This window comes from Pleomorphomonas carboxyditropha, from assembly GCF_002770725.1.
In the GTDB taxonomy this organism is placed as follows: Bacteria; Pseudomonadota; Alphaproteobacteria; order Rhizobiales; family Pleomorphomonadaceae; genus Pleomorphomonas; species Pleomorphomonas carboxyditropha.
Genome location: NZ_NQVN01000005.1, coordinates 196,202 through 222,279, shown reverse-complemented (window position 1 = coordinate 222,279; position 26,078 = coordinate 196,202). Strand labels below are relative to the sequence as shown.

21 protein-coding genes are annotated in these 26,078 nt (G+C 68.4%); 16 read left to right on the top strand and 5 right to left on the bottom strand.

Features of this window, described 5'->3' with window-relative positions; translation table 11 throughout:
* Window positions 1-756: 756 nt before the first annotated feature.
* The 3 genes from CJ014_RS11185 (at window position 757) to CJ014_RS11175 (ending at window position 4,772) form a co-directional block, all read left to right on the top strand.
* Complete coding sequence (locus CJ014_RS11185; RefSeq protein ID WP_100080560.1) at window positions 757-2,733, top strand: M23 family metallopeptidase; 1,977 nt, start codon at window positions 757-759, stop codon at window positions 2,731-2,733.
* Window positions 2,734-2,934: 201 nt separating this feature from the next.
* Entirely contained in the window at window positions 2,935-3,975 is a 1,041-nt protein-coding gene (locus CJ014_RS11180; protein ID WP_100080559.1) for a TerC family protein, read from the top strand.
* A gap of 83 nt (window positions 3,976-4,058) precedes the next feature.
* A complete protein-coding gene (locus CJ014_RS11175) occupies window positions 4,059-4,772 on the top strand; it encodes a DUF554 domain-containing protein (protein ID WP_100080558.1) in 714 nt (237 codons plus the stop codon).
* A 39-nt stretch (window positions 4,773-4,811) separates the two neighbouring features.
* Here CJ014_RS11175 and clpB read toward each other — a convergent pair whose 3' ends face one another.
* From clpB to secA, 3 genes are all read right to left on the bottom strand, one after another.
* On the bottom strand, window positions 4,812-7,406 hold the full coding sequence (clpB, locus tag CJ014_RS11170) for an ATP-dependent chaperone ClpB (RefSeq protein WP_100080557.1): 2,595 nt from the start codon (window positions 7,404-7,406) through the stop codon (window positions 4,812-4,814).
* Between the two features lie 205 nt (window positions 7,407-7,611).
* The gene (locus tag CJ014_RS11165) at window positions 7,612-8,076 is read right to left on the bottom strand and encodes an Rrf2 family transcriptional regulator (RefSeq protein WP_100080556.1); all 465 of its coding nucleotides are present in this window, start codon (window positions 8,074-8,076) and stop codon (window positions 7,612-7,614) included.
* 212 nt (window positions 8,077-8,288) lie between these two features.
* Window positions 8,289-11,039, bottom strand: a complete 2,751-nt coding sequence (gene secA, locus CJ014_RS11160) for a preprotein translocase subunit SecA (protein WP_100080555.1) — start codon at window positions 11,037-11,039, stop codon at window positions 8,289-8,291.
* 354 nt (window positions 11,040-11,393) lie between these two features.
* Between secA and CJ014_RS11155 the strand changes: the two genes are divergently transcribed.
* The 4 genes from CJ014_RS11155 to CJ014_RS11140 all read left to right on the top strand — a co-directional run bounded on the left by CJ014_RS11155 (window position 11,394) and on the right by CJ014_RS11140 (window position 14,366).
* Window positions 11,394-12,266 carry a peptidylprolyl isomerase gene (locus tag CJ014_RS11155; protein WP_245427264.1) on the top strand — a complete coding sequence of 291 codons (873 nt, stop codon included), beginning with the start codon at window positions 11,394-11,396 and terminating at the stop codon, window positions 12,264-12,266.
* Window positions 12,267-12,327: 61 nt separating this feature from the next.
* Window positions 12,328-13,569 carry a bifunctional glutamate N-acetyltransferase/amino-acid acetyltransferase ArgJ gene (gene argJ, locus CJ014_RS11150; protein ID WP_100080554.1) on the top strand — a complete coding sequence of 414 codons (1,242 nt, stop codon included), beginning with the start codon at window positions 12,328-12,330 and terminating at the stop codon, window positions 13,567-13,569.
* Window positions 13,570-13,642: 73 nt separating this feature from the next.
* Window positions 13,643-14,062, top strand: a complete 420-nt coding sequence (mutT, locus tag CJ014_RS11145) for an 8-oxo-dGTP diphosphatase MutT (RefSeq protein WP_100080553.1) — start codon at window positions 13,643-13,645, stop codon at window positions 14,060-14,062.
* A gap of 112 nt (window positions 14,063-14,174) precedes the next feature.
* Complete coding sequence (locus CJ014_RS11140) at window positions 14,175-14,366, top strand: Flp family type IVb pilin (RefSeq protein WP_165790820.1); 192 nt, start codon at window positions 14,175-14,177, stop codon at window positions 14,364-14,366.
* Between the two features lie 4 nt (window positions 14,367-14,370).
* Here the strand turns inward: CJ014_RS11140 and CJ014_RS11135 are convergent, their stop codons facing one another.
* Window positions 14,371-15,252, bottom strand: coding sequence for a methyltransferase domain-containing protein (locus CJ014_RS11135; RefSeq protein ID WP_100080551.1), 882 nt, complete (start codon window positions 15,250-15,252; stop codon window positions 14,371-14,373).
* A 134-nt stretch (window positions 15,253-15,386) separates the two neighbouring features.
* Between CJ014_RS11135 and CJ014_RS11130 the strand changes: the two genes are divergently transcribed.
* From CJ014_RS11130 to CJ014_RS11115, 4 genes are all read left to right on the top strand, one after another.
* On the top strand, window positions 15,387-16,208 hold the full coding sequence (locus tag CJ014_RS11130; protein WP_245427262.1) for a ComF family protein: 822 nt from the start codon (window positions 15,387-15,389) through the stop codon (window positions 16,206-16,208).
* 45 nt (window positions 16,209-16,253) lie between these two features.
* Window positions 16,254-16,508, top strand: a complete 255-nt coding sequence (grxC, locus tag CJ014_RS11125; RefSeq protein WP_100080550.1) for a glutaredoxin 3 — start codon at window positions 16,254-16,256, stop codon at window positions 16,506-16,508.
* Window positions 16,509-16,517: 9 nt separating this feature from the next.
* Window positions 16,518-17,342, top strand: a complete 825-nt coding sequence (locus CJ014_RS11120; RefSeq protein ID WP_100080549.1) for a carbon-nitrogen hydrolase family protein — start codon at window positions 16,518-16,520, stop codon at window positions 17,340-17,342.
* 67 nt (window positions 17,343-17,409) lie between these two features.
* On the top strand, window positions 17,410-17,859 hold the full coding sequence (locus CJ014_RS11115; protein ID WP_100080548.1) for a DUF1178 family protein: 450 nt from the start codon (window positions 17,410-17,412) through the stop codon (window positions 17,857-17,859).
* Here the strand turns inward: CJ014_RS11115 and ubiG are convergent.
* Window positions 17,856-18,605 carry a bifunctional 2-polyprenyl-6-hydroxyphenol methylase/3-demethylubiquinol 3-O-methyltransferase UbiG gene (gene ubiG / locus CJ014_RS11110; RefSeq protein ID WP_100080547.1) on the bottom strand — a complete coding sequence of 250 codons (750 nt, stop codon included), beginning with the start codon at window positions 18,603-18,605 and terminating at the stop codon, window positions 17,856-17,858. The two genes, CJ014_RS11115 and ubiG, sit on opposite strands and share 4 nt — an antisense overlap.
* A gap of 204 nt (window positions 18,606-18,809) precedes the next feature.
* On the opposite strand from ubiG, the gene CJ014_RS11105 reads away from it, so the two are divergent.
* The 5 genes from CJ014_RS11105 to prmC all read left to right on the top strand — a co-directional run bounded on the left by CJ014_RS11105 (window position 18,810) and on the right by prmC (window position 26,057).
* Window positions 18,810-19,742: an alpha/beta hydrolase gene (locus CJ014_RS11105; protein WP_100080546.1), complete on the top strand. Its 933-nt coding sequence runs from the start codon at window positions 18,810-18,812 to the stop codon at window positions 19,740-19,742.
* 526 nt (window positions 19,743-20,268) lie between these two features.
* Window positions 20,269-21,522 (top strand): aspartate kinase, encoded by a 1,254-nt coding sequence (locus CJ014_RS11100; RefSeq protein WP_100080545.1) that lies wholly within the window; start codon window positions 20,269-20,271, stop codon window positions 21,520-21,522.
* 272 nt (window positions 21,523-21,794) lie between these two features.
* Window positions 21,795-24,062 carry a phosphoenolpyruvate--protein phosphotransferase gene (ptsP, locus tag CJ014_RS11095; protein WP_100080544.1) on the top strand — a complete coding sequence of 756 codons (2,268 nt, stop codon included), beginning with the start codon at window positions 21,795-21,797 and terminating at the stop codon, window positions 24,060-24,062.
* A gap of 31 nt (window positions 24,063-24,093) precedes the next feature.
* Window positions 24,094-25,167: a peptide chain release factor 1 gene (prfA, locus tag CJ014_RS11090; RefSeq protein ID WP_100080543.1), complete on the top strand. Its 1,074-nt coding sequence runs from the start codon at window positions 24,094-24,096 to the stop codon at window positions 25,165-25,167.
* Window positions 25,164-26,057: a peptide chain release factor N(5)-glutamine methyltransferase gene (prmC, locus tag CJ014_RS11085; RefSeq protein ID WP_100080542.1), complete on the top strand. Its 894-nt coding sequence runs from the start codon at window positions 25,164-25,166 to the stop codon at window positions 26,055-26,057. The genes prfA and prmC overlap by 4 nt, the downstream gene beginning before the upstream one ends.
* The last annotated feature ends 21 nt before the right edge of the window (window positions 26,058-26,078 follow it).

Below are 26,078 nucleotides of genomic sequence, written 5' to 3'. Positions count from 1 at the left end.
GTTCAAAGAGTCCATTCCCGAAATCACAAGTTCACTCGACGAGGTCTTTCCACCTTAGCCCCACCCTTCCGGACAAAGCCAAAACGGAAACCTTATCAAGAAACGTGCACTCCGGCCTTAGCTCTTCCTGGCACATCCCCCAATCCCGAAGGACCAGGCAACGTACCGACAAGCCCTAAACGCCGGCCACGTTTCTCTTTCTTCCTATTCACTTGTCAAAGAACGGAGGAAAACCAGTCCCTCAAAGCCCACCGCCAGAACCCCAAGCTCACAGCCAGGACCCGACAACAGAACACCGCCGGCACTACGTCGCCGCAGCGCCGCCGTCGTTGGACGTGCTTATAGGGGGCACGACCAAGCCTGTCAACACGGTCTTGTGACACGCGTTTTTCGCTGACGAAAGTCGACTTTCGGCTGATTTCCGGGACATTTTTGCCGGCCCGGCAGCAAAGCCGGATAAGTTGCCGACAATTTCATCGAACTTTTGTGTGCCTTAATTTTCGTCAGCCGCAGAAAGGCCCGCGAAACGCCCTTCCAGGCGCCCATGCCCCACTCCCGCCCCATTTTTCGCCGACGGAAACGGTTGGCCAACGCTTTTCCCAAGAGAAGCGCCGCCGCGGGCGGAGCCGACATTGACAAGCCGCGATGGCGGGCGGCAAAGTCACCGCCAAATTCAAGGAAGGCGCCAGGGTTCGCCGGCATGTCCGCGCGAAGAGGCGCTCCACCAGATCAACGGGCGGAAGCAAGACCCTATCCATGAATGCCGCGCGTCCCCTGCACCGCAACGATAACGTCGAGCTCGGTGACCTGCCGCCGCTCCTGACGTCCGGTGCCCGAGGTCTGCCCGACCGCCGCGGCGTGTCGATCCGCTGGCTGACCGGCACGGTGATGGCCACCTTCGCCTCGACCTTCCTGATGGGCGGCGCCCTCTATGCCGCCTTCGACGGCCGCGAGACCATCGCCGAGCCCTCCGGCACCGTCACCCGCTCCGCCGTGGTGGTGCCGACGCCCGACGACGAGATGATCGCCAAGGGCGACTTTCCCGTCCAGGAAGCCAGCGTCGAGCCGGCCCGGCAGATCCTCAAGGTGTCGACCATCGCCAAGGACGGCGAGCACGACATCATCCGCCTGAAGCCGTTCGCCAAGGTGTCGACCGCCCTCGTCTCGGACATGGCCGAGATCACCGACCCCATTCCGCCCTACAATCCCCTGCGCATCTTCGCCGACGCCAACGCCGGCAGCCCCGCCGATGGCGAGGCGACGCTCTATGGCGCCGCCATCGAAAGCGACATGATGCTGAAGGTCACCGATTTCCCGGTGAACGACCCGAACCTCGAAGCCTCCATCCCGCTCGACATCGCCCAGACCGAGCGGATCGTGCGCGAGGCGGCGAGCTTCCTCAACGGCACCAACGTCAAGACCGCCTCGCTGTCGCCGGTCGACCAGTCGCGCTTCGACTTCGGCTTTGCCGAGCCGTCGTCGCTCGACCAGTTCGGCGTCCGCATCATCCCCGAGAACGTCTCCTTCGTGCCGACCACCACCGCCGAACCGGCGGCGTCCGGCACCGGCAACGCCTTCGAGGACCGCCGCGTCGCCGTCGAGGCCGACGAGCCGCTCGAGCAGCTCCTGACCGACAACGAGGCGACCGACGACGAGGCCGGCGACATCGTTCTCGCCTTCCACAAGGCCGACCGCCTGCGCCTCCTGAAAGCCGGCGACGAGGTGCGCATCCGCCTGGCGCCCGACCCCGACGACGAGACGACGCGCTATCGGCCCATCCTCGTCTCGGTCTATCGCGACGGCGGCCATCTCGGCTCGGTTGGCCTCGGCGACGACGGCAGCTATATCGCCGTCGACGAGCCGCCGGCCACCGAACAGGCCGACGCCGGCACCGAGGGCGACGAGAACAGCCCGCGGCCGCGCCTTTACGAGAGCCTCTACGAGACCTCGCTCAAGAATGGCGTGCCGCCGGCGCTGATCGACGAGCTGGTGCGCGTCTTCTCCTTCGATCTCGATCTCAATACCCGCATCCAGCCGGGCGACAGCTTTCAGATGGTCTACACGCTCGGCGACAACGGCGAGGAGACCGACAACGGCGAGATCGTCTTCACCTCGATCACTCTCGGCGGCAAGGAGCGCCGCTTCTACCGCTATCGCGCCCCCGACGACGGCTCGGTCGACTATTATGACGACAGCGGCAAGAGCGCCAAGAAGTTCCTGATGCGCAAGCCGATGTCGGGCGGCACCTTCCGCTCGGGCTTCGGCGCCCGCAACCATCCGCTGCTCGGCGTCACCCGCATGCACACCGGCGTCGACTGGGCGGCGCCGCGCGGCACGCCGATCATGGCGGCCGGCGACGGCATCGTCACCTATGCCCGCTGGAAGAACGGCTACGGCAACTACATCGAGGTGCAGCACACCAACGGCTATGCCAGCGCCTATGCCCACCAGACCGGCTTCGCCAAGGGCATCAAGGAAGGCGTGCGCGTCCGCCAGGGCCAGGTGATCGGCTATGTCGGCACCACGGGCCTGTCCACCGGCCCCCACCTCCACTACGAGGTGCACGTCAACGGCACGCCGGTCGATCCGCTCCGCATCAAGCTGCCGCAGGGCCGCACGCTCGACGGCGACATACTCGCCGCCTTCCAGTCCGAGCGCGACCGCGTCGACACGCTCTTGGCCGGCGACAGCCAGACCGCCCGAGCCGCCACCGCCCCGGCGAGCGGCGGCTGATCTTTTTCAATTCTGCCTCAGTCGCCGGCGGGCCTCCGGCCCTTGGCTTTCGCGCTCCGCGCGGGCGCCGCTTGGCGCCGGAAGCCGCTACGCGGCCTCGGCATTCAACCGTTCCTCTTGAACGGCGGCCGCTGTCGCCCCATCTCAGCCCCGACCCGTTAGGTCCGGGCCCCTCTGGCAGAAGCCGCCGGCGCGTCTGCGATGTCGGACCTTTGTCGACGCATTCCGCCGGCAGAGTTCGCGATCTTGGATTTTCTCGCCGCCCCCTGGCTCGGCACGCCGCTCTATCTGTGGCTGGCCTTCCTCACGCTCGTCGCCCTGCTGCTCGCCTTCGACCTCGGCGTTCTCCACCGCAAGTCGGAGGAGATTTCCATCCGCCAGAGCCTCATGCTGTCGAGCGGCTACATCGCCATCGGCCTGATGTTCGGCGGCTTCGTCTGGTGGCATATCGGTGCCGAGGCGGGCCTCGCCTACCTCACCGGCTTCGTCATCGAGAAGACACTGGCGCTCGACAACATCTTCGTCATCGCGCTGATCTTCTCCTTCTTCGCCATCCCCAGGCGCTACCAGCATAGGGCGCTGTTCTGGGGCATCCTCGGCGTCATCGTGCTGCGCGGCATCATGATCGGCGCCGGCGCCACCCTGGTCGCCGAGTTCCACTGGATCCTCTACCTGTTCGCCGCCTTCCTGGTGCTGACCGGCATCAAGATGCTGGTGACCGAGGACAAAGAGCCCGATCTCGACAAAAATCCGCTGGTCGGCTTTCTGCGCCGCCGCCTCAACGTCACCGACCAGCTCGACGGCGACCGCTTCTTCGTGAAAAAGCCGCTGCCCGGCAGCGGCCGCATCGCCCTGCACGCGACGCCGCTGTTCCTGGCGCTGGTGCTGATCGAGGCCGCCGACATCGTCTTCGCCGTCGACTCGGTGCCGGCCATCTTCGCCATCACCACCGACGCCTTCGTCATCTACACCTCGAACATCTTCGCCATCCTCGGCCTGCGCGCCCTCTATTTCGCGCTCGCCGCCATGATCCACCGCTTCCGCTACCTGAAGCCGGCGCTGGCCCTGGTGCTGGTGTTCATCGGCGGCAAGGTGTTCGCGGCCGAACTCCTGGGCCTCGACAAGTTCCCGGCCGCCGTGTCGCTCGGCGTCACCTTCGCGCTGATCGCCGGCGGCGTCGTGGTGAGCCTCCTGAAGACGCGGCAGGAGGCGAAAAACCCGGCGGTGACCGGCAACGGCTGAGGACGATCATCAAATCGGGGTGAACCGGCTTCCGGTGATCGGCCGGAACGGTATAGAAGGCCGATCCAGACGGAACGGCTTTCATGATCATCGGACCCTTCATCAACGGCGCCGCCATCATCCTCGGCGCTCTCGGCGGCGCGCTCGTCGCCCATCGCATGCCGGAACGGCTCCGGACCGGCATGCCGCTCGCCTTCGGCGTATCGTCGATGGCCATGGGCGTCGTGCTGATCGCCCGCGTCGCCCACATGCCGGTGATGGTGATCGCCACCGTGCTCGGCGCGCTCGCCGGCGAACTCATCCGCATCGAGGACGGCCTGGCGCTGGTCGGCGGCCTTGCCAGGCGGCTGGTGGAGAAGGTGGCGACGACGCCGCGCGGCATTTCCCACGAGGCCTTCATCGAGAGCTTCGTCGCCATCCTCGTGCTGTTCTGCGCCTCCGGCGCCGGCATCTTCGGCGCCCTCAACGAGGGCATGGCGCACGATCCGAGCGTGCTGATCGCCAAGGCCTTCCTCGACCTGCCGACCGCCGCCATCTTCGCGACCACCCTCGGCCTGTCGGTCGCCACCATCGCCGTGCCGCAGATGGCCATTCAACTGGCGCTGGCTTTCGGCGCCACATTGCTGATGCCGCTGACGACACCGGAAATGATCGCCGACTTCTCGGCCACCGGCGGCGTGATGATGCTGGCCACCGGCCTGCGCATCTGCGGCATCAAGATGTTCCCGATCGGCAACATGCTGCCCGGCCTGCTAATGGCCATGCCGGTATCGGTGCTGTGGTCGATGGCGTTCTGAAACAAGATCGGCCGGGTTGCCCCGGCCGACCGATATTTCTTACGCCGCCACGTCGCGGATTTCCGAGAACAGCAGCCGGTCGCTGCCGCCGGTCACCGCCACCGTGTCGCCGTCGTGGACGTGGCCGGCCAGGATGCGCTCGGCCAGCGGATCCTGGAGCTGGCGCTGGATGACGCGCTTCAGCGGCCGCGCGCCGTAGACCGGATCGTAGCCCTTCTCGGCCAGCCACGCCTTGGCGCTGTCGTCGAGCGTCAGCGTCACCTTGCGGTCCTCCAACAGCGCCTCGAGGCGCTTGAGCTGGATGTCGACGATGGCGCCCATCTCCGTCCGCTTCAGGCGGTGGAACAGCACGATCTCGTCGAGCCGGTTGAGGAACTCCGGCCGGAAGGCCGAGCGCACCACGCCCATCACCTGCTCGCGCACCGCGTCGACGTCCTCGCCGTCCTTCTGATTGGCGAGATACTCCGAGCCGAGGTTGGACGTCAGGATGATCAGCGTGTTCTTGAAGTCCACCGTGCGGCCCTGGCCGTCGGTCAGCCGGCCGTCGTCGAGCACCTGCAGCAGCACGTTGAAGACGTCCGGATGCGCCTTCTCGATCTCGTCGAACAGCACCACCTGGTAGGGCCGCCGCCGCACCGCCTCGGTGAGCGCGCCGCCCTCGTCATAGCCGACGTAGCCCGGAGGGGCGCCGATCAGCCTGGAGACCGAGTGCTTCTCCATGTACTCGGACATGTCGATCCTGACCATGGCGTGCTCGTCGTCGAACAGGTAGGCGGCGAGCGCCTTGGTCAGCTCGGTCTTGCCGACGCCGGTCGGGCCGAGGAACATGAACGAGCCGATGGGACGGTTGGGATCCTGCAGGCCGGCGCGCGCCCGGCGGACGGCGGTCGAGACGGCGTGCACCGCCTCCGCCTGGCCGACGACGCGCTTGGCGAGCTCGTCTTCCATCCGGAGCAGCTTCTCGCGCTCGCCTTCCAGCATCTTGTCGACGGGAACACCGGTCCAGCGCGAGACGACCTGCGCCACGTGGTCGGGCGTCACCGCTTCCTCCAGCATGCCGCCGTCGCCGCCGCCGGCCGCCTCGATCGCCCTCAGCTCGGTCTCGATGCCGGGGATGACGCCGTAGGTGAGCTCGCCGGCCCGCTGGTATTCGCCCTTGCGCTGGGCGATGGCGAGGTCGTTGCGGGCCTCGTCGAGGCGGCGCTTCAGCTCGGCGGCGTGGCCGAGCTTGTCCTTCTCCGCCTTCCAGCGGGCGGTCAGCGCCGCCGACTCCTGCTCGAGCTCGGCAAGCTCGCGCTCGAGGCGCTCCAAGCGGTCGCGCGAGGCGGCGTCGGTTTCCTTCTTCAGCGCCTCCTGCTCGATCCTGAGCTGGATCACCCGCCGGTCGATCTCGTCGAGTTCTTCCGGTTTGGAATCCACCTGCATCCTGAGCCGCGACCCCGCCTCGTCGACCAGGTCGATCGCCTTGTCGGGCAGGAAGCGGTCGGTGATGTAGCGATTGCTGAGCGTCGCCGCCGCCACCAGCGCCGCGTCGGTGATGCGCACCTTGTGGTGCTGCTCGTATTTCTCCTTGATGCCGCGCAGGATGGAGATGGTGTCGGCCACCGTCGGCTCGTCGACGAACACCGGCTGGAAGCGCCGGGCCAGCGCCGCGTCCTTCTCGACATACTTGCGATATTCGTCGAGCGTGGTGGCGCCGACGCAGTGCAATTCGCCGCGCGACAACGCCGGCTTCAGGAGGTTGGAGGCATCCATCGCCCCGTCGGCCTTGCCGGCGCCGACCAGCGTGTGCATCTCGTCGATGAACAGGATGACGCCGCCCTCGGCCGCCGTCACTTCCGACAGCACCGCCTTCAGGCGCTCCTCGAACTCGCCGCGATATTTGGCGCCGGCGATCAGCGCCCCCATGTCGAGGGCGAGCAGCTCCTTGTCCTTCAGGCTCTCCGGCACGTCGCCGTTGACGATCCGGAGCGCCAGACCCTCGGCGATGGCCGTCTTGCCGACGCCCGGCTCGCCGATCAGCACCGGATTGTTCTTGGTGCGGCGGCTGAGCACCTGGATGGTGCGGCGGATCTCCTCGTCGCGGCCGATCACCGGGTCGAGCTTGCCGTCGCGCGCCGCCTTCGTGAGGTCGCGGGCATATTTCTTCAGCGCGTCGTAGCCGCTCTCGGCCGAGGCGCTGTCGGCGGTGCGGCCCTTGCGGATCTCGTTGACCGCCGCGTTGAGCGCGTTGGCGGTGACGCCGGCGTCCTTCAGGATCTTGGCCGTCGCCGCGTCGGCCTCGACGGCCAGCGCGATCAACAGGCGCTCGACGGTGACGAAGCTGTCGCCCGCCTTGTCGGCCAGCGCCTCGGCGGTGGAGAACACCTTGGCCGTCGGCGCCGTCAGGTAGAGCTGGCCGTTGCCGCCGGAAACCCGCGGCATGGCGTCAAGGGCGCGGTCGACGGCGGCAAGCGCCCGGCCGGCATCGCCGCCGGCGGCGTTGATCAGGCCGGCGGCCATGCCCTCGGGATCGTCGAGCAGCACCTTCAGGAGATGCTCCGGCGCGAATTGCTGGTGGCCGCGGCCGAGCGCCATGGTCTGCGCCGACTGAACGAAACCGCGCGCCCGCTCGGTATATTTTTCGAAATTCATCTGGACATCCTTTCCTGGAGCCCGCCCCCACCGTCCGAAGCCCGGCGGAAGCGTCTGGATATCGTGGAGCATGGGTCACGACCCTTGCTCCTCGCCGACCAATATGGGGAACGAGGCGGGCGCCGAAAAGAGGCCGCGGAAAAGACAAAGCCCGCCGCGGCGGAATTCGCCGGGCGGGCCGAAAGACCGGATGAAGAAGCCGATATCAGGCGCTGGCCAGCGCCGGATAGAGATCGTCGATGCCGAGCGCGCCGCGCAGCATGCTGCGATCCCTGGCGATGTCGGCCACCGTGTAGCGGTCGAGCACCGCGAAGAAGGCGCCGAGCGCCTCGCGCAGCACGCGGTTGTACTCGCAGGACAGGATCAGCGGGCAGTCCTTGCGCCCCTCCTCCGAGAAGCACTCCGCCATCTGGAAGCTCTCCTCGGTGGCGGCGATGACGTCGCCGACCTTGATCTCCTCGGCCGGCCGGCCGAGCTTCAGACCGCCGTGGCGACCACGGATGGTCTCGATGAACTTGTGATCCACCAGCACCTTCAAAATCTTGAAAAGGTGCGTCTCCGACATGTCGAAGGTGGCGGCGATGTCAGCGACGCGGCTCGGGCGCTCGGGATTTACCGCGCAATAGAGCAGCACCCTGATCGAATAGTTGGTGGCTTGGGTAAGGCGCATGACACCATCTGATTAAAGAGTTGACATTAAAAGTCAAGATTAATCGTTCAGATCCAGCATGCGCCTTTGAGGCGGCCGACATAATTCGTGCAATTGCTGATCAGCTTTTCCGGCCGGCGATTCCACCGGAAATATCGACGAATTGCCTAACCCCGGACCGCCGTCCGGCCGGAAAGCCGGCGGCTTCCCGGGCGGACGCGGGGGGCAGGCTCTCAGGCGAACTGGCCGTGGCAGTGTTTGTACTTCTTGCCGGAGCCGCAGGGGCACGGCTCGTTGCGGCCGACATGACCCCAGGTGCTGGGATCGTTGGGGTCGCGCTCGGCGGACGTGGCGACCAAGGCCGGCGCCGCGCCGACCGGCTCCTGATCGAGGCCGGTCGCCGGATCGGCGTGATGGGCCGACAGCGCCCGCTCGTCGAAGGCCGGCGTCTCGGGCGGCGCCTGCCGGATCTCGACACGCGACAGGTTGGCCGTCACCTGCCGGCGAAGGTCGTTGAGCAGCGCCTCGAACAGCGAGAAGGCCTCGGTCTTGTATTCGTTGAGCGGATCGCGCTGGGCATAGCCGCGGAAGCCGACCACCGAGCGCAGGTGATCGAGATGGGCGAGATGCTCGCGCCAGAGGTTGTCCAGCGTCTGCAGCAGGATCGCCTTCTCGACCCGGCGCATCAGCTCGGCGCCGACGCGTTCCTCGCGGGCGGCGAAGTCGGCCTCGGCGGCGGCAACCAGACGCTCCTCGATCTCCTGGTCGGCGATGCCCTCTTCCTTGGCCCAGTCGGGGATGGGAACGTCGATGTTCAGCGTTTCGATCACCGCGTCGTGCAGCCCCTTGACGTCCCACTGCTCGGCATAGGCGTTCTCGGGGATATGCTGCGCCACCAGAGCCGAGATCACCTCGCGCCGCATGTCGGCGACGGTGTCGGCGACGCTCTCCTCGGTCATCAGCTCGATACGCTGCTCGAAGATCACCTTGCGCTGATCGTTCATGACGTTGTCGAACTTCAGGAGGTTCTTGCGGATGTCGAAGTTGCGCGCCTCGACCTTCTGCTGCGCCTTTTCGAGGGCCTTGTTGATCCACGGATGGATGATGGCCTCGCCGTCCTTCAGGCCGAGCTTCTGCAGCATGCCGTCCATGCGGTCGGAGCCGAAGATGCGCATCAGGTCGTCCTGAAGCGACAGGTAGAAGCGCGACTGGCCGGGGTCGCCCTGGCGGCCGGAACGGCCGCGCAACTGGTTGTCGATGCGGCGGCTCTCGTGGCGCTCGGTGCCGAGCACGAACAGGCCGCCGGCAGCCAGCGCCTTTTCCTTGAGACGGACCACGTCCTCGCGGATCTTCGCCTCGCGGGCGTCGCGCTCCGGTCCCGGCGGCACGTCGGCGAGACGGCGGGCGATCAGCATGTCGGCGTTGCCGCCGAGCTGGATGTCGGTGCCGCGGCCGGCCATGTTGGTGGCGATCGTCACGGCGCCGGGCAGGCCGGCCTGCGAGATGATGTAGGCTTCCTGCTCGTGATAGCGGGCGTTGAGCACCTGGAACACCGGCTTGTCGCCGTCCATCAGCACGTCCGGATCGCTTTGCTGGAAGCCGCGCTTCTTCAGAAGATCGGCCAGTTGCTCGGACTTCTCGATCGAGGTGGTGCCGACCAGGATCGGCTGGCCCTTTTCCTTGCAGGCGCGGATGGTCTCGATGATCGCCGCGTATTTCTCGTCGACGGTGCGATAGACCTCGTCGTGGTCGTCGATGCGGGCGATCGGGCGGTGCGTCGGAATCTCGACGACCTCCAGATCGTAGATGTCGGCGAACTCGTCGGCTTCCGTCGAGGCCGTGCCGGTCATGCCGGCCAGCTTCTCGTACATGCGGAAATAGTTCTGGAAGGTGATCGAGGCGAGCGTCTGGTTCTCCGGCTGGATGCGCACGTGCTCCTTGGCCTCCAGCGCCTGGTGCAGGCCGTCCGAATAGCGGCGGCCCGGCATCATGCGGCCGGTGAACTCGTCGATGATCACCACCTCGCCGTCCTTGACGATGTAGTCGCGGTCGCGCTGGAACAGCTTGTGCGCCCGGAGCGCCTGGTTGAGGTGGTGGACGAGCGACACGTTCTCGACGTCGTAGAGCGAGTTGCCCTTCAGGAGGCCCGCCGCCCTGAGCCGCTCTTCCATCCGCTCGGTGCCGATCTCCGAGAAGATCGCCGTGCGCTGCTTTTCGTCGACCTCGAAATCCTCCTCGGCGATGCCGGGGATGAACGTATCCATGGTGTTGTAGAAGTCCGAGCGGTCCTCGAGCGGGCCGGAGATGATCAGCGGCGTGCGCGCCTCGTCGACCAGGATCGAGTCCACCTCGTCGACGATGGCGTAGTGGTGGCCGCGCTGCACCATCTGCGCCTTCTCGTACTTCATGTTGTCGCGCAGGTAGTCGAAGCCGAGCTCGTTGTTGGTGGCGTAGGTGATGTCCGCGGCGTAGGCGGCGCGGCGCTCGTCGTCGGAAAGGCCGTGGACGATGATGCCGACCGTCAGGCCGAGGAAGCGATAGACGCGCCCCATCCATTCGGCGTCGCGACGGGCCAGATAGTCGTTGACGGTGACGACGTGCACGCCCTTGCCCGGCAGCGCGTTGAGATAGACGGCGAGCGTCGCCACCAGCGTCTTGCCTTCGCCGGTCTTCATCTCGGCGATGTCGCCGTCGTTGAGCACCATGCCGCCGATCAGCTGCACGTCGAAGTGGCGCTGGCCGAGGGCCCGCTTGGCTGCTTCGCGCACCACGGCGAAGGCGGGCTCGAGCAGCGTGTCGAGATCGGCGCCGGCGGCGAGCTGCTGGCGGAATTCGGTCGTCTTGCCGGCCAGCGCCTCGTCGGAAAGCGCCTCCATCTCTTTTTCGAGCGCGCCGATCGCCTGCACGGTGGGGCGGTAGGAGCGGATGCGGCGATCATTCGCCGAACCGAAAATCTTGCGTGCTAATCCGCCGAGGCCGACCATGGCAGCCCATCCCTTCGATCAGAATTCCGTGTGCAGGTGCGGGAAACGGCAGTGTCCGGCGTCTGGTTCCCGGGCCAACCGTTCGCCCGACCTGCCGAGCCACGCTCCATCTATGGCGGGGTCGGAGATATGTCAACGCTGGCCCCACCCGGATGGCCGGAATTGGCGCTTCCCACGGCGGCGCGGCCTGCCGGTCTTCGCCGGCGCGGCGGTGCCGGCGCCCTGTCTTCAGGGGGCTGTTTTTTGCCCGCACCGTCACGGAGAATTTGCCGCAGCGGCCCGGGCGCGCTATAGGGCTGCCATCACGGTGCCGGCCCGATCTCCGGGCGCCGGACCGAAGACAGGATCGTCCCGATGAACTTTGCTCCCGCCACCGGCGCTCGCGGTCGCCTCGGTCTTCTCGCCGCCGCCCTCCTCGCGCTGCCGCTTTCCGTGCTGCCGGCCTCGGCCGACGACGTGGTGGCCCGCGTCAACGGCAAGGATATCACCGCCGCCGAGGTGCAGATGGCCACCGACGTGTTCGGCGAGCAGCTCGCCCAGGTTCCCGAGGCGCAGCGCCGCTCGATGGTGGTCGACGCCCTGGTCGACATGCACGTCATGGCCGACGCCGCGCTCGCCGCCGGCACCGCCGACAGCCCGAAATACAAGGCGCGCATGGCCTTCCTCGAAGCGCAGGCGCTGCGCAACACCTATGTCGAGGAGCAGTTGCAGGGCAAGATTTCCGACGACGACATCAAGGCGCGCTACGAAAAGGACATCGCCGGCTACGTCCCGCCCGAGGAAGTGCACGCCCGTCACATCCTCGTGAAGACCGAGGACGAGGCCAACGCCATCCTGAAGCAGCTCGCCGACGGCGGCAATTTCGAAGCCCTCGCCAAGGAAAAGTCCGAGGACCCCGGCTCCAAGGGCAACGGCGGCGACCTCGGCTTCTTCGCCAAGGGCCAGATGGTGCCGGAATTCGAGGCCGAGGCCTTCGCGCTGAAGCCCGGCGAGACGTCGGCCAAGCCCATCAAGACCCAGTTCGGCTATCACATCGTCAAGGTCGAGGAGCGCCGCGCCCAGCCGGTGCCGACCCTCGACCAGGTGCGCGAGCAGGTGATCCAGATGGTCGAGCGCGACAAGTATCAGGAGACCCTCGCCAAGATGCGCGGCGAGGCCAAGATCGAGATCCTGACGCCGCCCGCCGCGCCGGCCGACCCGGCCGCCGCCCCGGCGCCCGCCAACTGAGCCTTGCCGCCCCGGCCGCCCGCGCGGCCGGGGTCCGCTATCTCCTCGCGAAGAGCCGAAGATGTCCGGAACCCTGTCCCCGCTCGCCCCGAAATCCCATCCCGAGCTGCCGGCCCTCGAGGGCGTGCGCTTTGCGACCGCCGCCGCCGGCGTCAAGTACAAGGGCCGCACCGACGTGCTGCTGGTCGCCCTCGACGAGGCAACCGAGGTGGCCGGCGTCTTCACCACGTCGAAGTGCCCGTCGGCGCCGGTCGACTGGTGCCGCGCCAACCTGCCGAAAGGCAAGGCGCGGGCGCTGATGGTCAACTCCGGCAATGCCAACGCCTTCACCGGCAAAAAGGGCCGCGACACGGTTGAGGCCTCCGCCGCCTACGTCGCCGCCGCCCTCGGCGTGCCGGCCGGCGAGGTGTTCCTCGCCTCGACCGGCGTCATCGGCGAGCCGCTCGACGCCAGGAAGTTCGAGGCGGTGCTCGGCGATCTTTCGGCGCGCCTCGCGCCGGCGCCGTGGATCGACGCCGCCCGCGCCATCATGACCACCGACACCTTCCCGAAGGTGGTGACCGCCACCGTCCTGCTCGATGGCGTGCCGGTGACCATCAACGGCATGGCCAAGGGCGCCGGCATGATCGCGCCCGACATGGCGACCATGCTGTCCTTCATCTTCACCGACGCGCCGCTCGCCGCCCCGGTGCTGCAGGACCTGATCGGCAAGGGCGTCAAGCCGTCGTTCAATTCGATCACCGTCGACAGCGACACCTCGACGTCCGACACGCTGCTGCTGTTTTCGACCGGCAGGGCGGCGGCCCGCGGCGCGCCGCGCATCGCCGACCCGGCCGACCCGCGCCTTGCCGCCTTCCGCGCGGCGCTCGACGGCCTGCTCGCCGACCTCGCCAAGATGGTGGTGCGCGACGGCGAGGGCGCCCGCAAGTTCATCGAGGTCAACGTCACCGGCGCCGCCGACGACGCCTCGGCCAAGCGGATCGCCTTCGCCATCGCCAACTCGCCGCTGGTCAAGACGGCGGTCGCCGGCGAGGACGCCAACTGGGGCCGCGTCGTCATGGCCGTCGGCAAGGCCGGCGAGCCGGCCGACCGCGATCGCCTGGCCATCTATTTCGGCGGCATCCGCGTCGCCGTCGACGGCGAGCGCGACCCGGATTATTCCGAGGACGCCGCCTCGGCGGCGATGCGCAAGGACGAGATCGTCATCCGCGCCGACATCGGCCTCGGCGAGGGACGCGCCACGGTGTGGACCTGCGACCTCACCAAGGAATACGTCGCCATCAACGGCGACTATCGGAGCTAAAGCATCCGCCCGAAAAGTTGCAGATTTTTCGGATCAAGCGGATGCGTGAAAACGAATGTCCGGAGAGCCGCCGATGAAGATGGTGCTGGTCGTCGCCTGCGCGCTGATCGACGCCGACGGACGCATCCTGCTGGCCCAGAGGCCGGAGGGCAAGGCGCTCGCCGGCCTCTGGGAGTTTCCCGGTGGCAAGCTCGAAGCCGGGGAACGGCCGGAGGACGCGCTGATCCGCGAGCTCGCCGAGGAGCTCGGCATCACGGTCAGGCACGCCTGCCTCGCCCCCCTCACCTTCGCCAGCCATGCCTACGACGACTTCCATCTGCTGATGCCGCTCTACGTCTGCCGCCGCTGGGAAGGTGAAATTGCCGGCCGCGAGGGACAGGCGCTGGCCTGGGTGCGGCCGGGAAAATTGCGCGACTATCCGATGCCGCCGGCCGACGCCCCGCTCATTCCCCACCTTCTCGACCTTCTGTCGCCGCTATCCGGCGGTTCTTGACCGCCATATACGAAATCATCACGATTTGGCGGCAACAATGCAGGCGGCGCGCAGGGGGCGGCGGCGGACGGCTCATCACGACATTATCCCCGGAACAGGAAGAGGCGGCAGCATGGCGGAGAAGCGTCCGGAACAGCGCCGGCTCAATGCCTTCCTGCGCGATGATCGTGGCGCCACCGCCGTCGAATACGGCATCATCGTCATGATGATCGGCCTGGCGCTGCTCGGCATGGTGTCGCTGACCAGCGTCGCCAACCAGATCGACGACACCTTCAACTACGTCTCGGATACATTGTCACGCTGAGCGGTCAGTCGTCGTCGCTTGGCGGTGGCGCCTTCAGCGCATCGGCGAGCCGCATTTTGGCGCTGCCGGGCCGCAGCGGCTTCTGTTGGCTTTCGTGCGGCGCCCAGCCCGACAGCGAAATCAGCGTAAGGTTCGCCCGGACGCGCCCGTCCGGATCGCCGAACATCTCCTGGTAGGTGGCCGCGACCTCGGCGAACAGCGCCGGTCCGGTCAGACCGCGGCGGCGATCGACCAGCACGCTGGTCGCGCCCATCGCCTTGAGATCGTCCATCAGCGCCAGGGCACTCGAATAGCGCAGCGTCAGCCGGTCCTGATCGGCCACCGGCAGCGCGAAGCCTGCCCGCTGCAACAGGCCGCCGAGGTCGCGCACCTCGCCCATCGGCGCGACGCGCGGCGAGGCGCCGCCCGAGCGCCGGCTCTCGGCCATCAGGAAGGCCTGCCGCAGCTCGGTCAGCGTGTCGCCGCCGCAGAGCACGCCGAGGAACAGGCCGTCCGGCCTCAGCACGCGCCGCGCCTCGATCAGCGCTCCCGGCAGGTCGTTGGCAAATTGCAGGGCGAGCGAGGAAACGACCAGGTCGAAGGCGCCGCTCACGAACGGCAGCGCCTCGTCGTCGATCACCACCGCGCCGCCGCCATCGAGGCCGGCAACCAGCAGGTCGGCGCGCACCACCGCGTCGACCCGGCCGGCGGCGATCCGCGCCGCCAGCAGGCCGGTCGGATCGCCGACCACCAGCGCCCGCGAGAAGCGGCGCTCGACGGCGGCGAGCCGGTCGGCGAGATCGTCGGCGGCGAGCGCCAGCAGGAAATCGGCGCCCGGCCGCCGCTCGGCAAGCGCCCGCGCCCGGCGGCGGGCGAAAAGTCGGCGATCGAAGATCAGCGGCGTCATCGGCGGGATTCCATGGCTGGCACCCTGATAGGCGGCATCGGACAGGCAGTCAAACCGGGTCGTAGGCGCCGGCAACCTCTGGGCGCGCCCAACGATCCGTGCTTAACTTCCTGCCGCAACCCGACGACCCCATCATGGCCGCTGACCCCGATCTCTGGTTTCCGCTCGCCGCCGACGCGCCGCGCCGGCCGATGTTGAGCCTTGGCGTTCTCGGCGCCGCCGGCCGCCTTGCCCGCGCCGCCTGCGGCGAGATGGCCGACCTCGTGCTGCCGCCCGCCTGCCCGGTGTGCCGCGCCCGCCTCGGCAGCCCCGGCGGCCTTTGCGCCGATTGCTGGCAGGGCGTGCGCTTCCTCGAACGCCCCTGGTGCGAACGGCTCGGCACGCCGCTTCCCCTCGATCTCGGGCCCGGCATCCTGTCGGCCGCCGCCGTCGCCGATCCGCCGGCTTTCGCCCGCGCCCGCTCGGCGGTGTCCTACGAAGGGCCGGTGCCCGACCTCGTCCATGCCCTCAAATACGCCGACCGCACCGATCTCGCGCCGATGCTCGGCGCCTGGATGGCGCGCGCCGCCCATGAGCTCGTCGCCGACGCCGACATGCTGGTGCCGGTGCCGCTGCACTGGGGGCGCCTCGCCCGCCGCCGCTTCAACCAGGCGGCCCTGCTGGCGCACGAAGTGGGGCGCCTTACCGGCCTGCCGGTCGCCACCCGTCTTCTCCTGCGAAACCGGCGCACGCCGCGGCAGGTCGGGCTCGGCCGCGACGAGCGGGTGCGCAACATGCGCGGCGCCTTCGCGGTGCCCGACGGCAAGCGGATGGAACTCGCCGGCCGCCGGCCGGTTCTTGTCGACGACGTGCTGACCACCGGCGCCACGCTGGAGGCCGCCACCCGGGCGCTGCTCGCCGCCGGCGCCGCAGCCGTCGACGTGCTGACGCTGGCGCGGGTTGTGGCGCCGAGCTGAAGCGGGCTATAGAATCCCGGCAACACCGATCCCAGGAGGTCCGCCATGGTTCCGGTCACCATCTACACCCGCGAGGGCTGCGGCTACTGCGTCAGGGCCAAGGCGCTCCTGACCAAAAAGGGCGCCGCCTTCACCGAGCTCCACGCCGGCGCCGACCCCGCCCTCAAGGCGGAGATGGTGGAGCGCTCCGGCCGCACCACCTTCCCGCAGATCTTCCTCGGCGACACCCACGTCGGCGGCTGCGACGACCTTTATGCGCTCAACGCCGAAGGGCGTCTCGACGCGCTTCTTGCCGGTTAGGGAAACGATATGACGCGTCCGCTCTGCGTCGCCGCCGTCCAGCTCCGGTCCGGCCGCGATCCCTCAAAGAACCTGCCCGAGGTGGAGGCGCTGATCCGCGACGCCGCCGGCGCCGGAGCCACCTATATCCAGACGCCGGAGATGACCAACGTCATCGAGCGCGACCGGGCCGACATGCTGGGCAAGCTGGAGGTCGAGGCGAAGGACGCCTTCGTCGCCCGCGGCGCCCAGCTCGCCCGCGAGCTCGCCGTCACGCTGCATTTCGGCTCGCTGGCCATTCGCCGCGACGACGGCAAGATCGCCAACCGCGCCTATGTGTTCGGCCCGTCGGGCGACCTCCGCGCCCGCTACGACAAGATCCACATGTTCGACGTCGACCTGCCCATGGGCGAAACCTGGCGCGAGAGCGCCGCCTACACGCCGGGCGAAAGCGCCATCGTCGTCGAGGCGGCCGGCACCAGGATCGGCCTCGCCATCTGCTACGACCTGCGCTTTCCCCAACTGTTCCGCGCCTATGGCCATGCCGGCGTCGAGATCATGGGCGCGCCGGCCGCCTTCACCCGCCAGACCGGCGAGGCGCACTGGCACGTGCTGCAGCGGGCCCGCGCCATCGAGAACGGCTGCTTCATGGTGTCGGCCGCCCAGGGCGGCACCCACGAGGACGGCCGCGACACCTACGGTCATTCGCTGATCGTCGGCCCCTGGGGCAAGGTGATCGCCGAGGCCAACCACGCCGACCCGGACATCGTCGTCGCCGATATCGACCTCGACGAAGTGGAACTCACCCGCGCCCGCATCCCTTCGCTGGAAAACGAGCGTCGCTTTACGCTTTGAGTGCCGGTTCGGCTAAAAAGCAGCGCCGGACTTGCGATGGCAGGGCCGGCGCGCCATGTTGAAAGTCATGATCCGCTATTCGCTCGTCTGTTCCAACGCCCATGAATTCGAGGGATGGTTCCGTTCCTCGGAGGATTTCGACGCCCAGTCGTCGGCCGGTCTCTGCGCCTGTCCCGAGTGCGGCTCGACGTCGGTTGCCAAGGCGCTGATGCGGCCGAACGTCGCGACGTCGGAAGCCAAAGCCGTCGTGCCGGCCGCCGCCCGGGACAAGCAACAGGTCGCCATCCCGCCCGAGGCGCGCGAGTTTCTCGAGAAGCTGAAGGAAATCAAGGCTGCCCTGCTCGACGGCTCCGAGAACGTCGGCAAGCGTTTCGCCGAGGAAGCGCGGCGCATCCACTTCGGCGAGGCGCCGGCCCGCGCCGTGCACGGCGAGGCCACCCAGGAAGACGCCCGCGCATTGGTGGAAGAAGGCATCGACATCCTGCCGCTGCCCGTCCTGCCCGGCGAGCGGAACTAAGCCTTCGGCCGGGCTGCAAGAACCATGTAATTAACGTCGGTATCGTCACTTTCCTTCCAGGAAAAGCGGAGGGGATCGAAGACGATACCGCGCCGGTCGAGCAGCGTCAGGCCGGCGTCCTGCAACGGCGCTTCCAGTTCCTCGGGCTTGACGAACTTCTTCCAGTCGTGAGTGCCGGCCGGCAGCCAGCGCAGCACGTATTCGGCGCCGACCACCGCGAGCCCCAGCGCCTTCAGCGTGCGGTTGAGCGTGGCGGCGATGACGAGGCCGCCGGGCTTCACCAGATCGGCCACCGTGGCGAGGAAGGCCGGCACGTCGGCAACATGCTCGACCACTTCGAGCGCCAGCACCACGTCGAAGCGATCGCCGGCGGGGAGCACCTCCTCGGCCGTGGTCGCCCGATAATCGATGGTCACGCCGGTCTCGGCGGCATGCAGACGCGCCACCTCGATATTGACAGGCGACGGGTCGACGCCGGTGACGGTGGCGCCGAGCCGGGCCATCGGCTCCGATACGAGCCCGCCGCCGCAGCCGATGTCCAGGAAGGACAGGCCGGAAAAGGCGTCGGCGGCACGCTCGTCCCGGCCGAAATGCCGGCACACCTCCCGCTTGATGTAGCCGAGCCGCGCCGGGCTGAACCGGTGCAGCGGCTTGAACTTGCCGTTCGGGTCCCACCACTCCTTGGCCATCGCCGAGAAGCGGTCGACTTCGGCCTGATCGACGCTGTCACGCTTCGTCTCGGTCATGGCTTTCTCCGCGCCGCTGTCACCGCCCGGATCGGGGCAGGCCTCGACTTTTCGAACCGGCCGGCTGCCAAGTCAACCCTCGGCATCGATCATCGGCCGATCGTTCGGATTCCGGCGTTCGAATTCTGGTCATAAGCGAAAAAGCGGCCTTTCCGGCGTTGCTCTGAAGCGCTTCACTAGTGAAAAATATGCCGGAGGTTCCTTATGCCGCTTCATCCCGAAATCGCCGCCGACCTGGCGCTCGCCGCCGCGCGCGGCGAACCACCCCTGAAGGAGCTGTCGGCCCAGGCCGCCCGAGCCCGCGCCGAGGCCGAGCCGCGCGTCGCCGGCGCGCCGGTGAAAGCGGTGGAAACGATCGCCCTTCCCGTGAAGAGCGGCACCATCGCGGCACGGGTCTACCGGCCGTTCGGCGATAGCGACGCCCTGCCCGGCATCGTCTACATCCATGGCGGCGGCTGGGTGCTGTGCTCGCTCGACACCCACGACAACATCTGCCGCAACCTCGCCGCCAGCGTCGGTGCCGTCGTCGTCTCGGTCGATTACCGCATGGCGCCCGAGCATCGTTTCCCGGTGGCGAGCGACGATTGTCTCGCCGCCGTCCGCTGGATAGCCGCCCACGCGTCCGATCTCGGCATCGATCCCGCCAGGCTGATCGTCGGCGGCGACAGCGCCGGCGGCAATCTTTCCGCCGTCACGGCGCTGCGCATCCGCGACGAGGGCGGACCGGCGCTCGCCGGCCAGATGTTGATCTATCCGGTGACCGACGATATCGCGGCCGGCCATCCGTCCTATGTCGAATTCGCCGACGGTTTCGGCCTTACCGCCGACGACATGGCCTGGTTCTGGGACCATTACGTGCCCGACCCGACTGAGCGCACCCATCCGCACGCCTCGCCACTGCGCGCCGAAAGCCTCGCCGGCCTGCCGCCGACCCTGCTGCTGACGGCCGGCTGCGACGTGCTGCGCGACGAGGGCGAAGCCTATGCCGGCCGCCTCGCCGCCGCTGGCGTCATGCTCGACTTCCACCGCTACGAGGGGCTGCACCACGGCTGCGCCGGCGACTATGGCCGCCTGCGTGCCGTCACGCCCTTTTTCGAGCACATCGTCGCCTGGGCCCGCGCCATCTTCCGGCTCTGAAAACAAACGCACCCGAAGCCACCACAGCGGCTTCCGGCGCCAAGCGGCAAACCGCCCGCCCGGCATCGACGCTGGTAACCAACGACGCCGTACAGGCGGAGCCCTATGTGTGCCCCTTGCCTTTTCCTGCCCGAGGTCCTGCGCGAAGGCGCAGGACCTCGGGCAGAACGGAGCAGGCGGCCTATATAGGTCGCCGTGCTGTGCATCAGAGCGGATGATATCGAAGTCGCGGAGCGGCTTCCGGCGCCAAGCGGCGCCGCGCGAAGCGAGTCTTTCGTGGCGAAGCCCCGAAAGACGCAAAGCGGAGCGAAAGCCAAAGGCCGGATGCCCGCCGGCGACTGAGGCCAGAACAAGCCCGAAGCCGCATTGGCGGCTTCGGGCTATTGAGGCTGAAAACAAACCTCCGACGATTGCCCGGCGCCGCACCTTCCTGTATTGAGGGCGCGGCTCCGCGGGTGCCGTTCGGCGGCCCGCCTTTTCACCGCTCGCAACGGGGTTCCCGCCCCTCAGGAAACGACGTCGGAAAATGGCTCGATTGGTGATGAAATTCGGCGGCACTTCGGTCGCCGATCTCGATAGGATCCGCAATGTCGCGGCCCACGTGAAGCGCGAGACCGACGCCGGCCATCAGGTCGCCGTCGTCGTGTCGGCCATGGCCGGCAAGACCAACGAGTTGGTCGCACTCTGCCGGGGCGCCTCCGCCCTGCACGACGCGCGCGAATACGACGCCGTCGTCGCCTCGGGCGAGCAGGTGACGAGCGGTCTTCTCGCCATCACGCTGCAGGCGATGGGCATCGACGCCCGTTCCTGGCAGGGCTGGCAACTGCCGATCGTCACCGATGGCGCCCACGGCGCCGCCCGCATCCAGTCGATCGACGGCACGCGGGTCATCGAGCAGATGCAGGCCGGCCGCGTCGCCGTCATCGCCGGCTTCCAGGGCATCGGCCCCGACGGCCGCGTCTCCACGCTTGGCCGCGGCGGCTCCGACACCTCGGCCGTCGCCGTGGCGGCGGCGGTGAAGGCCGACCGCTGCGACATCTACACCGACGTCGACGGCGTCTACACCACCGACCCGCGCGTCGTGCCCAAGGCCCGCCGTCTCGACAAGGTCTCCTTCGAGGAGATGCTGGAGATGGCCTCGCTCGGCTCCAAGGTGCTGCAGGTGCGCTCCGTCGAGCTTGCCATGGTCCACAAGGTGCGCACCTTCGTGCGGTCGTCCTTCGAGGACCCCATCAACCCCAAGACCATGCCGAACGGCGACCCGTTCGGAACGCTCATTTGCGATGAGGACGAGATCGTGGAACAGGAAGTCGTCACCGGGATCGCCTACTCCAAGGACGAGGCGCAGATCTCCATCCGCCGCGTGCCGGACCAGCCGGGCGTCGCCGCCGCGGTGTTCGGGCCGCTGGCCGCTGCCAACGTCAACGTCGACATGATCGTCCAGAACATCTCCGCCGACGGCGCCGAGACCGACATCACCTTCACGCTGCCGGCCACCGACTACGAGCGCGCCACCGCCGTGCTCAACGAGAAGAAGGCCGAGATCGGCTACAAGACCTTCGAGGGCACCACCGGCATGTGCAAGGTGTCGGTGATCGGCGTCGGCATGCGCAGCCATGCCGGCGTCGCTGCCCAGGCCTTCAAGGCGCTGTCGGACAAGGGCATCAACATCCGGGCGATCACCACCTCCGAGATCAAGATCTCCGTGCTGATCGACGAGGCCTATACCGAGCTCGCCGTCCGCACGCTGCATTCGGCCTACGGCCTCGACAAGGCCTGACGGGGCGCACCGGCGCCGGAGAGGTCCCGGGGCCGGTTCGCTCACGCCGATTTGTGAGGGCTCGAAGAAAAGGGGCCTCGCCGGGCGAACGGCGAGGCCGTATCAACAGGCTGGAGCCTGTTCGTTTTCCGGCAGCCGCCCGCAAGGGCACGCTGCCATATTGATGGCTTCAAGCCGGCCGCAAAAAGCGCTAGGGCTGGCATCATGGAGTGAATGAGCCCGTGGCCGGCCTGGCGCCGTTCCGGCCCGCGGGAGAGAGCAGGAAGCCGACGATGCGGGGAGGCCTTTCCGGACCGCGCGTTCTGCTCCGCCGCCTCCGCGAGGTGATGGCGGAGCCGATCAGCGCCCAGGAGCGATTGGACAAGATCGTCGTCACCATCGCGGCCAACATGGTCGCGGAGGTCTGCTCGCTCTACGTCCTCAGGGCCGACGGCGTGCTCGAACTGTTCGCCACCGAGGGCCTCAACCGGGAGGCCGTCCACAAGGCCTCGCTTCGCGTCGGCCAGGGCCTGGTCGGCCTGATCGCCGCCGAGGCGGCGGTGCTCAACCTCGCAGACGCCCAGGAACACCCGGCCTTCTCCTACATTCCCGGCACCGACGAGGAGGCCTACCACTCCTTCCTCGGCGTGCCGATCCTGCGCTCCGGCCGCACGCTCGGCGTCCTGGTGGTGCAGAACCGCGTCCGCAAGACCTATTCGGACGAGGAGGAGGAGGCGCTCCAGACCACCGGCATGATCATCGCCGAGATCATCGCCTCCGGCGAGGTGCTGGGCCTCGCCGCCAGCCAGCAGACGGTGCTCGACCTCAACCGTCCGATGCACGTGCCCGGCGTGGTGCTGTCCGACGGCGTCGGCCTCGGCCATGTCGTGCTGCACGAGCCGCGCGTCGTCGTCACCAACTTCATCGCCGAGGATCCCGAGCAGGAGGTGAAGCGGCTGACCGCCGCCATCGCCAACCTGCGCCTTTCGATCGACGACATGATCGACAGCGGCGAGGTCGCCCACCACGGCGAGCATCGCGACGTGCTGGAAGCCTACCGCATGTTCGCCTACGACCGCGGCTGGACGCGGCGCATGGAGGAGGCGATCGTCCGCTCCGGCCTGTCCGCCGAGGCGGCGGTGGAGCGCGTGCAGTCCGACACCCGCGCCCGCATGCAGCGCCAGACCGACCCTTACCTGCTCGAGCGCCTGCACGACTTCGACGACCTGACCTATCGCCTGCTGCGCGAGCTGATGGGCAAGGACAAGAGCACCGAGCTGCCGGAGAACGCCGTCGTCGTCGCCCGCTCGATGGGCGCCGCCGAGCTCCTCGACTACGACCGCTCCAAGCTGCGCGGCCTCGTCCTCGAGGAAGGCACCACCACCAGCCACGTGGCGATCGTCGCCCGCGCCCTGTCGATCCCGGCGGTCGGCCAGCTCGCCAACGTCGTGTCGCTGGCCGACAACGGCGACAGCATCATCATCGACGGCGAGAGCGGCTACGTTCACCTGAGGCCGCCGGCCGACGTCGAGCAGGCCTACGTCACCAAGGTGCGCTTCCGCGCCCGCCGGCAGGAGCGCTATCGCCAGTTGCGCTTCAAGGCGCCGGTGACGCTCGACGGCGTCAGGATCGCCCTCAACACCAACGCCGGCCTGCTGTTCGACCTGCCGCATTTCGACGAATCGGGCGCCGACGGCATCGGCCTGTTCCGCACCGAATTGCAGTTCATGATCGCCCCCACCTTCCCCAAGATGGGCCAGCAGGCGGAGCTCTATTCCAAGATCCTCGACGGCGCCACCGGCCGGCCGGTCACCTTCCGCACGCTCGACATCGGCGGCGACAAGGTGCTGCCCTACCTCACCCGCTCGGTGCAGGAAGAGAACCCGGCCATGGGCTGGCGCGCCATCCGCATCGGGCTCGACCGCACGGTCATCCTGAGGACGCAGGTGCGCGCCTTGCTGAAGGCGGCCGGCGGCCGCGAGCTGCGCGTCATGTTCCCGATGATCTCGACGGTCGAGGAATTCGTGAAAGCCAAGGAACTGGTCAAGGGCGAGCAGCGCTTCCTCGAAAAGCACGGCCACGCCCTGCCGTCGTCGCTGAAGCTCGGCGCCATGATCGAGGTGCCGGCGCTGCTGTTCGAGCTCGACGAACTGCTGTCGGTGGTCGACTTCGTCTCGGTCGGCACCAACGACCTGTTCCAGTTCATGCTGGCCGTCGACCGCGGCAACGCCAAGGTGGCGCAGCGCTTCGACCCACTCGCTCCCTCCTTCCTGCGCGCGCTCCGCACCATCGCCCGCAAGTCGGCCGAATACGGCAAGCCGGCGACGCTGTGCGGCGAGCTGGGCGGCACGCCGCTCACCGCCATGGCGCTGATGGCCATCGGCTTCCGCTCGATGTCCATGGCCGCCACCTCGGTCGGCCCGGTCAAGGACATGATCCGCTCGGTCAACCTCGGCGAACTCGAGGCGCTGCTGGCGCCGGCCCTCAACCGTCCCGACGGCCCGCCGATCCGCAAGCTCTTGCAGGACTTCGCGGAATCCCGCGACATCCCGCTCAACTGATCCGGCTTCCGACCAAGGCCCCCACCACGGCATGACCCCTTTCGACGCTCGTCTCGAGGCTCTCCTCGACCGTTTCGCCATTCTCGAGGCGCGGCTTGCCGGCAACCCGGACGCCGACACCTTCGTCCGCCTGTCGCGCGACTACGCCGAGCTGGAGCCGCTCATCGCCCGCATCCGCGCCCTGCGGCAGGCCGGCGGCGAACTGGCCGACATCGAGGCGATGCTCGCCGACCCCGCCACCGACCCGGACATGCGGGCGCTCGCGGAGGCGGAGCGGCCCGAGCTTGCCGAGAAGGTCGAGGCGCTGAGGCAGGACGTCCGCATCGCGCTCTTGCCGCGCGACCGCGCCGACGATAAGAGCGCCATCCTGGAAGTGCGCGCCGGCACCGGCGGCGACGAGGCGGCGCTGTTCGCCGGCGACCTGTTCCGCATGTACCAGCGCTACGCCGAGGCGCGCGGCTGGCGCGTCGAGGTGATGAGCCTGTCGGAAGCCGAGCTCGGCGGCTACAAGGAGATCGTCGCCTCGATCGACGGCGCCGGCGTCTATGCCCGGCTGAAGTTCGAATCCGGCGTCCACCGGGTGCAGCGGGTGCCGGCGACCGAAAGTTCGGGCCGCATCCACACCTCGGCCGCCACCGTGGCGGTGCTGCCGGAGGCCGAGGAGGTGGACATCGCCATCAACGAGGCCGACCTGCGCGTCGACACCTACCGCTCGTCGGGCGCCGGCGGCCAGCACGTCAACACCACCGACAGCGCCATCCGCATCACCCACATTCCCACCGGCATCGCCGTCGCCTGCCAGGAGGAGCGGTCGCAGCACAAGAACCGCGCCAAGGCGATGAAGCTGTTGCGCGCCCGCCTCTACGAGATCGAGCGCGACAAGGCCGACAGCGCCCGCGCCGCCGACCGGCGCGGCCAGGTCGGCTCCGGCGACCGCTCCGAGCGCATCCGCACCTACAATTTCCCGCAAGGGCGCGTCACCGACCACCGCATTAACCTGACGCTCTACAAGCTGCCGCAGGTGATGGAAGGCGACCTCGACGACATCGTCGACGCGCTGATCACCGACCATCAGGCCAGGCTGCTGGCCGAAGCCGAAGCATGAGCGGCGCCTTGACCCTCGGTGCCCTCCTCGCCGACGCCCGCCGGCGCCTGACGGCGGCCGGCGTCGACACGGCGGCGATCGATGCCCGCCTGCTCGTCGCGGCGGCCACCGGCGCCAGCCGGCTCGACCTTGTCGCCGCCGCCGACCGTTCGGTCGCCGCCGATGCCGCCGCCCGGCTCGACGGCTGGATCGACCGCCGGGCCGCCGGCGAGCCGGTCGGCCGCATCCTCGGCACCGCCTCCTTCTACGGCCTCGACTTCGCGCTCGGTCCGGACACGCTGGAGCCGCGGCCGGACACCGAGACGCTGGTGGAAGTGGCGCTCGCCACCGTTCGTACCGGACGGATTCCCGGCGTTTCGCCGGACGGCGACGGCCTCCGCCTCGTCGATCTCGGCACCGGCACCGGCGCCGTCGCCGTGGCGCTGCTCGCCAGGCTGCCGCGGGCGCGCGGCCTTGCCACCGACCTTTCTGCCGGCGCCCTCGCAGTGGCCAGGGACAATGCCGCTCGCCACGGCGTCGGCGACCGGCTCGATTTCGCGCAGGGCGACTTCTTCGCCGCCGCCGGCGGCCGCTTCGACCTGGTCGTCTCCAACCCGCCCTATATAGCGAGCGGCGTCATCGCCGGCCTCGATCGCGAGGTGCGCCTGCACGACCCGCTGCTCGCCCTCGACGGCGGCGCCGACGGGCTCGACGCCTACCGGGCCATCCTGGGCGGCATTCGCGAGCATCTGACGCCCGGCGGTGTCCTCGCCGTCGAGATCGGCTGGGACCAGGGCGCGGCGGTCGGCGCGCTGTTCGGGGCCGCCGGATTGTCGGAAATCGAAGTCCACCGCGACCTCGGCGGCCGCGACCGGGTGGTCTCCGGCTCCCTTGTCGGGCAAATCGACTGAAATTCCCTCGCTTTATTGACT

Excerpts from the sequence above, each read along its gene's own strand:
- CJ014_RS11185 (WP_100080560.1), top strand. The coding sequence starts at position 757 with ATGAATGCCGCGCGTCCCCTGCACCGCAACGATAACGTCGAGCTCGGT.
- CJ014_RS11180 (WP_100080559.1), top strand. The coding sequence starts at position 2,935 with ATGTCGGACCTTTGTCGACGCATTCCGCCGGCAGAGTTCGCGATCTTG.
- CJ014_RS11175 (WP_100080558.1), top strand. The coding sequence starts at position 4,059 with ATGATCATCGGACCCTTCATCAACGGCGCCGCCATCATCCTCGGCGCT.
- clpB (WP_100080557.1), bottom strand. The coding sequence starts at position 7,406 with ATGAATTTCGAAAAATATACCGAGCGGGCGCGCGGTTTCGTTCAGTCG.
- CJ014_RS11165 (WP_100080556.1), bottom strand. The coding sequence starts at position 8,076 with ATGCGCCTTACCCAAGCCACCAACTATTCGATCAGGGTGCTGCTCTAT.
- secA (WP_100080555.1), bottom strand. The coding sequence starts at position 11,039 with ATGGTCGGCCTCGGCGGATTAGCACGCAAGATTTTCGGTTCGGCGAAT.
- CJ014_RS11155 (WP_245427264.1), top strand. The coding sequence starts at position 11,394 with ATGAACTTTGCTCCCGCCACCGGCGCTCGCGGTCGCCTCGGTCTTCTC.
- argJ (WP_100080554.1), top strand. The coding sequence starts at position 12,328 with ATGTCCGGAACCCTGTCCCCGCTCGCCCCGAAATCCCATCCCGAGCTG.
- mutT (WP_100080553.1), top strand. The coding sequence starts at position 13,643 with ATGAAGATGGTGCTGGTCGTCGCCTGCGCGCTGATCGACGCCGACGGA.
- CJ014_RS11140 (WP_165790820.1), top strand. The coding sequence starts at position 14,175 with ATGGCGGAGAAGCGTCCGGAACAGCGCCGGCTCAATGCCTTCCTGCGC.
- CJ014_RS11135 (WP_100080551.1), bottom strand. The coding sequence starts at position 15,252 with ATGACGCCGCTGATCTTCGATCGCCGACTTTTCGCCCGCCGCCGGGCG.
- CJ014_RS11130 (WP_245427262.1), top strand. The coding sequence starts at position 15,387 with ATGGCCGCTGACCCCGATCTCTGGTTTCCGCTCGCCGCCGACGCGCCG.
- grxC (WP_100080550.1), top strand. The coding sequence starts at position 16,254 with ATGGTTCCGGTCACCATCTACACCCGCGAGGGCTGCGGCTACTGCGTC.
- CJ014_RS11120 (WP_100080549.1), top strand. The coding sequence starts at position 16,518 with ATGACGCGTCCGCTCTGCGTCGCCGCCGTCCAGCTCCGGTCCGGCCGC.
- CJ014_RS11115 (WP_100080548.1), top strand. The coding sequence starts at position 17,410 with ATGATCCGCTATTCGCTCGTCTGTTCCAACGCCCATGAATTCGAGGGA.
- ubiG (WP_100080547.1), bottom strand. The coding sequence starts at position 18,605 with ATGACCGAGACGAAGCGTGACAGCGTCGATCAGGCCGAAGTCGACCGC.
- CJ014_RS11105 (WP_100080546.1), top strand. The coding sequence starts at position 18,810 with ATGCCGCTTCATCCCGAAATCGCCGCCGACCTGGCGCTCGCCGCCGCG.
- CJ014_RS11100 (WP_100080545.1), top strand. The coding sequence starts at position 20,269 with ATGGCTCGATTGGTGATGAAATTCGGCGGCACTTCGGTCGCCGATCTC.
- ptsP (WP_100080544.1), top strand. The coding sequence starts at position 21,795 with ATGCGGGGAGGCCTTTCCGGACCGCGCGTTCTGCTCCGCCGCCTCCGC.
- prfA (WP_100080543.1), top strand. The coding sequence starts at position 24,094 with ATGACCCCTTTCGACGCTCGTCTCGAGGCTCTCCTCGACCGTTTCGCC.
- prmC (WP_100080542.1), top strand. The coding sequence starts at position 25,164 with ATGAGCGGCGCCTTGACCCTCGGTGCCCTCCTCGCCGACGCCCGCCGG.